At 76.8% G+C, this 6,951-nt stretch carries 6 protein-coding genes; 3 read left to right on the top strand and 3 right to left on the bottom strand.

Translation table 11 applies throughout. From position 1 onward, the window contains the following. Positions 1-200: 200 nt before the first annotated feature. The 3 genes from ACWENR_RS28760 to ACWENR_RS28750 are packed head-to-tail and all read left to right on the top strand — an operon-like array spanning position 201 to position 3,681. Positions 201-725, top strand: a complete 525-nt coding sequence (locus tag ACWENR_RS28760) for a PadR family transcriptional regulator (protein WP_452280088.1) — start codon at positions 201-203, stop codon at positions 723-725. Beyond that, positions 722-1,402 carry an ABC transporter ATP-binding protein gene (locus ACWENR_RS28755; protein ID WP_452280087.1) on the top strand — a complete coding sequence of 227 codons (681 nt, stop codon included), beginning with the start codon at positions 722-724 and terminating at the stop codon, positions 1,400-1,402. The genes ACWENR_RS28760 and ACWENR_RS28755 overlap by 4 nt, the downstream gene beginning before the upstream one ends. Beyond that, positions 1,399-3,681 carry an FtsX-like permease family protein gene (locus ACWENR_RS28750; RefSeq protein WP_452280086.1) on the top strand — a complete coding sequence of 761 codons (2,283 nt, stop codon included), beginning with the start codon at positions 1,399-1,401 and terminating at the stop codon, positions 3,679-3,681. The genes ACWENR_RS28755 and ACWENR_RS28750 overlap by 4 nt, the downstream gene beginning before the upstream one ends. Before the next feature lie 124 nt (positions 3,682-3,805). Here the strand turns inward: ACWENR_RS28750 and ACWENR_RS28745 are convergent, their stop codons facing one another. From ACWENR_RS28745 to ACWENR_RS28735, 3 genes are all read right to left on the bottom strand, one after another. After that, on the bottom strand, positions 3,806-4,891 hold the full coding sequence (locus tag ACWENR_RS28745) for a (Fe-S)-binding protein (protein ID WP_452280085.1): 1,086 nt from the start codon (positions 4,889-4,891) through the stop codon (positions 3,806-3,808). Continuing rightward, positions 4,888-6,273, bottom strand: coding sequence for an FAD-binding oxidoreductase (locus tag ACWENR_RS28740; protein ID WP_452280084.1), 1,386 nt, complete (start codon positions 6,271-6,273; stop codon positions 4,888-4,890). Before ACWENR_RS28740 ends, ACWENR_RS28745 begins: the two co-directional genes overlap by 4 nt. A 186-nt stretch (positions 6,274-6,459) precedes the next feature. Then, a partial coding sequence (locus ACWENR_RS28735) for a sugar phosphate isomerase/epimerase family protein (protein ID WP_452280083.1) occupies positions 6,460-6,951 on the bottom strand: 492 nt, incomplete at its 5' end.

Genomic DNA, 6,951 nt, shown 5'->3' with positions numbered 1-6,951 from the left:
TCACGGTCCTGCCAGCTCGCGGCGAGCACGGTCACAGTGACCAGCAAGCCGAGGGCACCCGGGCGACGCCGGCACGATCCGGACCCGAGCCGCGCCCGTTCGGCCTGCTCCGGCGGCTGATCCCGGCTTGCCACCGGACGGCTGCCACGCGCCTCCACCGCTATACGCGTCGCGTATACGCGGTGTGTATAGTCGCGGCCATGTCGATCGGACAGACCTTCCTCGGCCTCCTGGAGGCCACCCCACGCCACGGCTACGACATCAAACGCCTCTACGACGAGCGCTTCGGCCACGCCCGGCCGCTCGCGTACGGGCAGGTCTACGCCACCCTCTCCCGGCTGCTGCGCAGCGGCCTGGTCGAGGTGGAGGCGGTCGAGCCCGGCGAGGGCCCCGAGCGCAAGCGGTACGCGATCACCGACGCCGGCGTCACCGACGTGGGGCAGTGGCTGGCCCGCGCGGAGAAGCCCGAGCCGTACCTGCAGAGCGTCCTCTACACCAAGGTGGTGCTCGCCCTGCTCACCGGCCGCTCGGCCGCCGACCTGCTCGACGTGCAGCGCGGCGAGCACCTGCGGATGATGCGCGAGCTGACCCGCCGCAAGCGCGACGGCGACCTCGCCGAGCAGCTCATCTGCGACCACGCCCTGTTCCACCTCGAGGCCGACCTGCGTTGGCTGGAGCTGACCGCCGCCCGCCTCGACGACCTCGCCGCGACGGTGCGGTCGTGAGCGCGCCGCTGCTGGCCGCCGAGGACCTGCACCGCTCCTTCGGCCCGACCCGGGCGCTCGCCGGCGCCAGCCTGCGCGTGCACCCCGGCGAGGTGCTGGCCGTGATGGGCTCCTCGGGCTCCGGCAAGTCCACGCTGCTGCACTGCCTCGCCGGCATCGTCCGGCCCGACTCCGGCCGCGTGCTCTACGCCGGCCGGGACCTGGCCGCCCTCACCGACGCCGAGCGCAGCGCGCTGCGCCGCGAGGAGTTCGGTTTCGTCTTCCAGTTCGGCCAGCTCGTGCCCGAACTGACCTGTCTGGAGAACGTGGCGCTGCCGCTTCGGCTCGACCGGGTCGGCCGGCGCGAGGCCGAGCGGCGGGCCGCCGAGTGGCTGGACCGCCTGGAGGTCGCCGAGGTGGCCGGCAAGCGGCCCGGCGAGGTCTCGGGCGGGCAGGGGCAGCGGGTGGCGGTCGCCCGGGCGCTGGTCACCCGCCCCCGGGTGGTCTTCGCCGACGAGCCGACCGGCGCGCTCGACTCGCTCAACGGCGAGCGGGTGATGCGGCTGCTCACGGGGGCCGCCCGGGAGACCGGCGCGGCCGTGGTGCTGGTGACGCACGAGGCGCGCGTCGCCGCGTACTCCGATCGGGAGGTGGTGGTGCGCGACGGCCGCACCCGCGACCTGGAGGTCGCGGCGTGACGCGCCTGCGCCACGGCGCGGCCGACCTCGCGATGGGCGCGCGGATGGCCTTCACCGGCGGTCGGGACGGGTGGCTGCGGGCCGTGCTCACCGCGGTCGGCGTCGGCGTCGGGGTGGCGATGCTCCTGCTCGCCGCCGCCGTGCCCGGCGCGCTCAACGCCCGCGAGGCGCGCGGCGACGCCCGCGACGACCTGCGGATGGGCGAGCCGATCCCGGCCGCCGCGAACACCCTGCTGATCCGCTACGCCGACACGGAGTTCCGGGGGCAGCCGGTGCGCGGCCGGATGTTGCGGCCCGAGGGTCCCGCGGCGCCGGTGCCGCCGGGCGTGGCGGCGCTGCCCGGCGCGGGCGAGGTGGTCGTCTCCCCCGCGCTGCGGGACCTGCTCGACTCCGCCGACGGCGCGCTGTTCGCGCCCCGGCTGGGCGGGGCCCGCGTCACCGGGGTCATCGGCGACGAGGGCCTGGCCGGCCCCCGCGAGCTGGCCTTCTACCTGGGCAGCGACCGGCTGAGCGTGGCGACCGGCGCGACCCGGCTGGACGCGTTCGGCGGCGGGCTGCCCGGCGAGCCCTTCGGCCCCGTGCTGATGGTGCTGGTGGTCGTCATCTTCGTGGTCCTGCTGCTGCCCATCGCGGTCTTCCTCGGCGCGGCGGTGCGCTTCGGCGGCGAGCGGCGCGACCGGCGGCTGGCCGCGCTGCGGCTGGTCGGTGCCGACGCCGCGATGGTCCGCCGGATCGCCGCCGGCGAGGCCGCCGCCGGCGCCCTGCTCGGCGTCGCGGCCGGCGGCGTGCTCTTCGCGCTCGGCCGGCAGGTGGTGCCGCTGGTCACCCTGATGGACCTCAGCGTGTACGCGGGCGACGTGCGCCCGCCGCTGCCGCTGGTCGCCGCCGTGGTGGTGGCGGTGCCGGCGCTCGCCGTCGTGGTGACGCTGGTGTCGATGCGCGCCGTGCTGGTCGAGCCGCTCGGGGTGACCCGGCGGGCGACGCCGGTGCGCCGGCGCCTGGCGTGGCGGCTGCTGCTGCCGGCCGCCGGGCTCGGACTGCTGCTGGCCGGCGCCGCCGACGTCACGCCGCTGGGCGCCGAGCGGCAGACGGCGGCAGGCGCGGTGCTGCTGCTGGTCGGCGTGGTCACCCTGCTGCCGTGGCTGACCGACCTGCTGGTACGCCGGCTGCGCGGCGGCCCCGTGTCGTGGCAGCTCGCGGTGCGGCGCATCCAGCTCGACAGCGCCGCCTCGGCGCGCCTGGTCAACGGCATCGCGGTCGCGGTGGCGGGCACCATCGGCTTGCAGATGCTCTTCGCGGGCGTCTCCGACCGGTTCACCTTCGACACCGGGCAGGACACCTCCCGGGGGCAGGTGCAGGTGCAGTTCCCGGCCGGCCCGGGTGCCGCCGCCGCGCTGGACCGGCTGGCCGCCGCGCCCGGCGTGACCCGCAGCAACACCACCCTGCTGACCGTGGTCGGGGTCGCCGGCAGCGACAGCTACGCCGACCTGCGGGTCGGCGACTGCGCCGAGCTGGCCGACTTCGCGCTGATCGACCGGTGCGCCGACGGCGACGTCTTCCTGGTCCGGGACGCCGAGTCCCCGCAGGCGGGCATCGGTCCGGGCGCGGCCGTCACGGTGCCGGACGCCGTCGGGTCGGCCTGGACGGTCCCCCGGGACGCCCGGGAGGTGCCGATCCGATCCGGCCCGGCCGGCCACCGGCAGACCACGGTGCTCGCCACGCCCGGCGCGGTCGACGCCGCCCGGCTGGGCCCGTTGCGCGGGGACGCGTACCTGCGGCTCGCGTCCGACCGGCCGGACGCGGTGGAGCACGTCCGCAACGTCGCCGCCGCTGCCGACCCGTTCGCCTCCGTCCTCACCCTGACCGAGACCAGGCAGGCCGACAGGTTCGTCAACGTCAAGCGCGGCCTCTACGTCGGCGCGGTGGTCACCCTGCTGCTGATCGGCGCGAGCATGCTGATCGGCGTGCTGGAGCAGCTCCGCGAACGCCGCCGGCTGCTGGCGATGCTGGTGGCGGTGGGCACCCGGCGCGGCACGTTGAGCTGGTCGGTGCTGTGGCAGACCGCCGTGCCGGTGGCGATCGGGCTCGTCCTGGCGGTGGCCTTCGGGCTGGGGCTGGGCGCGGTGCTGCTGCGCATGGTGCAGGCGCCGGTCACGGTCGCCTGGCCTGCGCTGGGCATCTCCACCGCCCTCGGCGCGGGGGTGATGCTGCTGGTCACCGGGCTCAGCCTGCCGACGCTGTGGCGGCTGACCCGGCCGGACGGCATCCGCACCGAGTGACCCCCGGCGCGGCCGGGTCACGGCATCCGCACGAGGCGTGCCGTGACCCGGCCGGGCGGCGTCCGCACCGGGTCACGGGGCCGTTTCAGGCCAGCCGGGGCCGCTCAGGCCAGCCGGGGCCGGCTCAGGCCGGCCGGGGCGGCGGCTCGACGCGGGCGAGCAGCTCGGCCAGGTGCACGGCGCGGACAGCCGACCGGCGCCGGCGCAGCCCGGTGCGCAACTGCCGCAGGCAGCCCGGGTTGACGGCCACCACCAGGTCCACCCCGGCGGCCTCGATCTCGTCGAGCTTCGCGTCCAGGATCCGCCGCGACTCCCTCGGCCGCAGCAGCGAGTACGTGCCGGCGGCCCCGCAGCAGGTGGCCGCCGAGGGCAGCTCGACGTAGTCGGCGACCTGGCGCAGCAGCGCCCGTGGCTCGGCGAAGACGCCGAGGCCGTTGCGCAGGTGGCAGGAGTCCTGCAGGGCCACCCGGGCGCGCCGACCGGCCACCCGCAGCTCGGCGCCGGCGGGCCGGGCGGCGAGCCAGGTGGACAGCTCCCGCACCCGGTCCCGGCCCAGCACCGAGGCGAGGTGCGCCGCGCAGCCGCCCGAGGTGGTGACGATCGTGCCCGGCAGCTCCGCGCCGAGGCGCCGGGCCATCCGCTCGCCGCCGGCCAGGTCGCCGTTGTGGGCGTGCAGCGCGCCGCAGCAGCCCTGCGCGGACGGTGCCGCCAGCGCCGGGTCGAGGGCCCGCGCGGCCCGGCCGACCGAGGGGAAGAGAACCCGCTCGAAGCAGCCGAGCATCAACTGCGCTCCCGGTGACGGCGCGGCCGGCGGGGTGGCGGCCGGGCCGTGGGCGGTGCGGCGGAGCAGGCCGAGCAGGCGCAGCAGCCAGCGCTGCTCGGCGAACAGCATCAGCGCCCGCGCGAGCAGCGGTCGTCGCCGGCCGCGCCACTGGTGCACCCGCCACTGCTCCAGCAGGCTGCCGTACTCCACGCCGGCGGGGCAGACCGGCTCGCAGGCGCGGCAGCCCAGGCAGAACGAGGACTGCTCGGCCAGCGTGTCGTCGTCCGGGGGCAGGGTGCCGTCCTGCAACGCCCGCATCAGGGTGATCCGGCCGCGCGGCGAGGACGCCTCGTCGCCGGTCATCGCGTACGTGGGGCAGGCCGGCAGGCAGAAGCCGCAGGAGATGCAGCGGGACAGCTGCTCCGGCTCGAACACGTCGCCCGTCATGAACCCAGCTTTCCGGGGTTGAGGATGCCCGCCGGGTCGAAGGCGGTCTTGATCCGCCGCAGCAGGGCGAGCTGGTCGTCGCCGAGCCGGGCGGCGAGGAACGGCAGCTTCGCCGCGCCGACCCCGTGCTCGCCGGTGATGGTGCCGCCGAGGTCGAGGGCGGCGGCGAAGACGTCGGCGAAGGCCGCCTCGGCCCGGCGTACCGCGTCGTGGTCCTCGGCGGAGTCGAGGACGCAGGTGGGGTGCAGGTTGCCGTCCCCGGCGTGGCCGAAGGTGGCGATGGCGACGCCGTGCCGCTCGGCGATCGCGTCGATCCGGTCGACCATCTCGGCGATCCTCGGCCGGGGCACGGTCGCGTCCTCCAGGATGGTCACCCCGCCCCGGCGGGACAGCGCCGGCAGCGCGCAGCGGCGTGCGGCCAGCAGCGCCTCGGCCTGGGCGACCTCGCGGGCGGTGGTGACCTCCACCGCGCCGGCCTCGACGCAGGCCGTGCCGATGCGGTCCAGGTGGGTGGCGACCAGGTCCGGCGGGCCGTCGTCGCCGAAGAGCAGCAGCGCCCCGGCGTCGGCGCGCAGCCCCAGGTGGGCGAAGTCCTCGACCGCCGTGATGCAGGCCCGGTCGAGGAACTCCAGGGTCGCCGGGACCACGCCGGCCCGGATCACGCGGGCGACGGCCTGCCCCGCCTCGGCGAGCGTCGGGAAGTACGCCACCCCGGTGTTGGACGACGCCGGGGCGGGCAGCAGCGCCACGGTCGCCTCGGTGATCACCGCGAGGGTGCCCTCGGAGCCGGTGAGCAGCCGCGTCAGGTCGTAGCCGGCAACGTCCTTCCACAGGCGGCCGCCGGTGCGGATCACCTCGCCGGTGGGCAGCACCGCCTCCAGGCCCAGCACGTAGTTGCGGGTCACCCCGTACTTCAGCCCGCGCAGCCCGCCGGCGCAGGTGGCGATGGTGCCGCCGACGGTGGCGACGGTGCGGCTGCCCGGGTCGGGCGCCCAGAGCAGGCCCCGTGCGGCGGCGGCGTCTGCGAGGGCGGCGCTGGTGACGCCGGGCTGCACCCGGGCGAGCAGTTCGTCGGCGCTGACCTCGAGGACGGCGTCGAGCCGGGTCAGCACCAGCACGATCCCGCCGCGCAGCGGCACGGTGGCGGCGCACAGGTTGGAGCCCGCGCCCCGGGGCACCACGGGCACCCGGTGCCGGGTGGCCAGGGCCAGCACGGCGGCCACCTCGGCCGTGTCGGCCGGGAACACCACCGCGTCGGGCCGGTGGGAGAACAGGGGCGTGGCGTCCCGCGCGTAGGCCACCAGGTCGCCGGCCGCGTCGTGCACGTGCGACGGGCCGACGATGCCACGGAGCTCGGCGAGGACGGTCGCGGACAGCGCCATGCCAGCCCTTCCCGGCGCGCCGGTCGCGCCCGTAGATTTCTTCCGGCTGTCGGCCGATGGTCGGCGACAGTTTTCAACGGGATCATAGAGAGCCGGACCGGTCAGGTGAAGACGCCGCCGGGGCCGGCGGTTACGGCGGCGTCCCGCCGACCGGGCCGGGCGGGCCGATGGGGACCGGGACCGCCGTCAGGCGACGTGGCGCAGGTAGCCGGCGAGCGAGGCGTCCAGCACCTCGCGGCCGGGGCGCGCCCACACCTCGGCGGAGAAGACCTCCACCTCGACCGGCCCGGTGTAGCCGGCCGCGTCGACGGCCTCCCGGAGCCGGCGCAGCTCGATGCAGCCGTCGCCGGGCAGCGCCCGGCCGAGCAGCACCCCCTCGGGCAGCGGGGTGACCCAGTCGCACACCTGGAAGGCGGCGATGCGCTCCCCGGCGCGGGCGATCTGCGCGTACGCGGTGTCGTCCCACCACACGTGGTAGGCGTCGACCACCACGCCGACGACGCCCGGGTCGAACCGTTCGGCGATGTCGAGCGCCTGGCCGAGGGTGGTCACCACGCAGCGGTCGGCGCAGAACATCGGGTGCAGCGGCTCGATCGCCAGGGTCACCCCGGCCGCCGCGGCGTGCGGGGCCAGCTCGGCGATCGCGTCGGCGACCCGGCGGCGGGCGCCGTCGAGGTC

This window comes from Micromonospora sp. NPDC004336 (genome assembly GCF_053602615.1).
The sequence above is the reverse complement of the archived record's forward strand: the minus strand, read 5'-3'. Positions and strand labels throughout refer to the sequence as shown.

Excerpts from the sequence above, each read along its gene's own strand:
- ACWENR_RS28760 (WP_452280088.1), top strand. The coding sequence starts at position 201 with ATGTCGATCGGACAGACCTTCCTCGGCCTCCTGGAGGCCACCCCACGC.
- ACWENR_RS28745 (WP_452280085.1), bottom strand. The coding sequence starts at position 4,891 with ATGACGGGCGACGTGTTCGAGCCGGAGCAGCTGTCCCGCTGCATCTCC.
- ACWENR_RS28740 (WP_452280084.1), bottom strand. The coding sequence starts at position 6,273 with ATGGCGCTGTCCGCGACCGTCCTCGCCGAGCTCCGTGGCATCGTCGGC.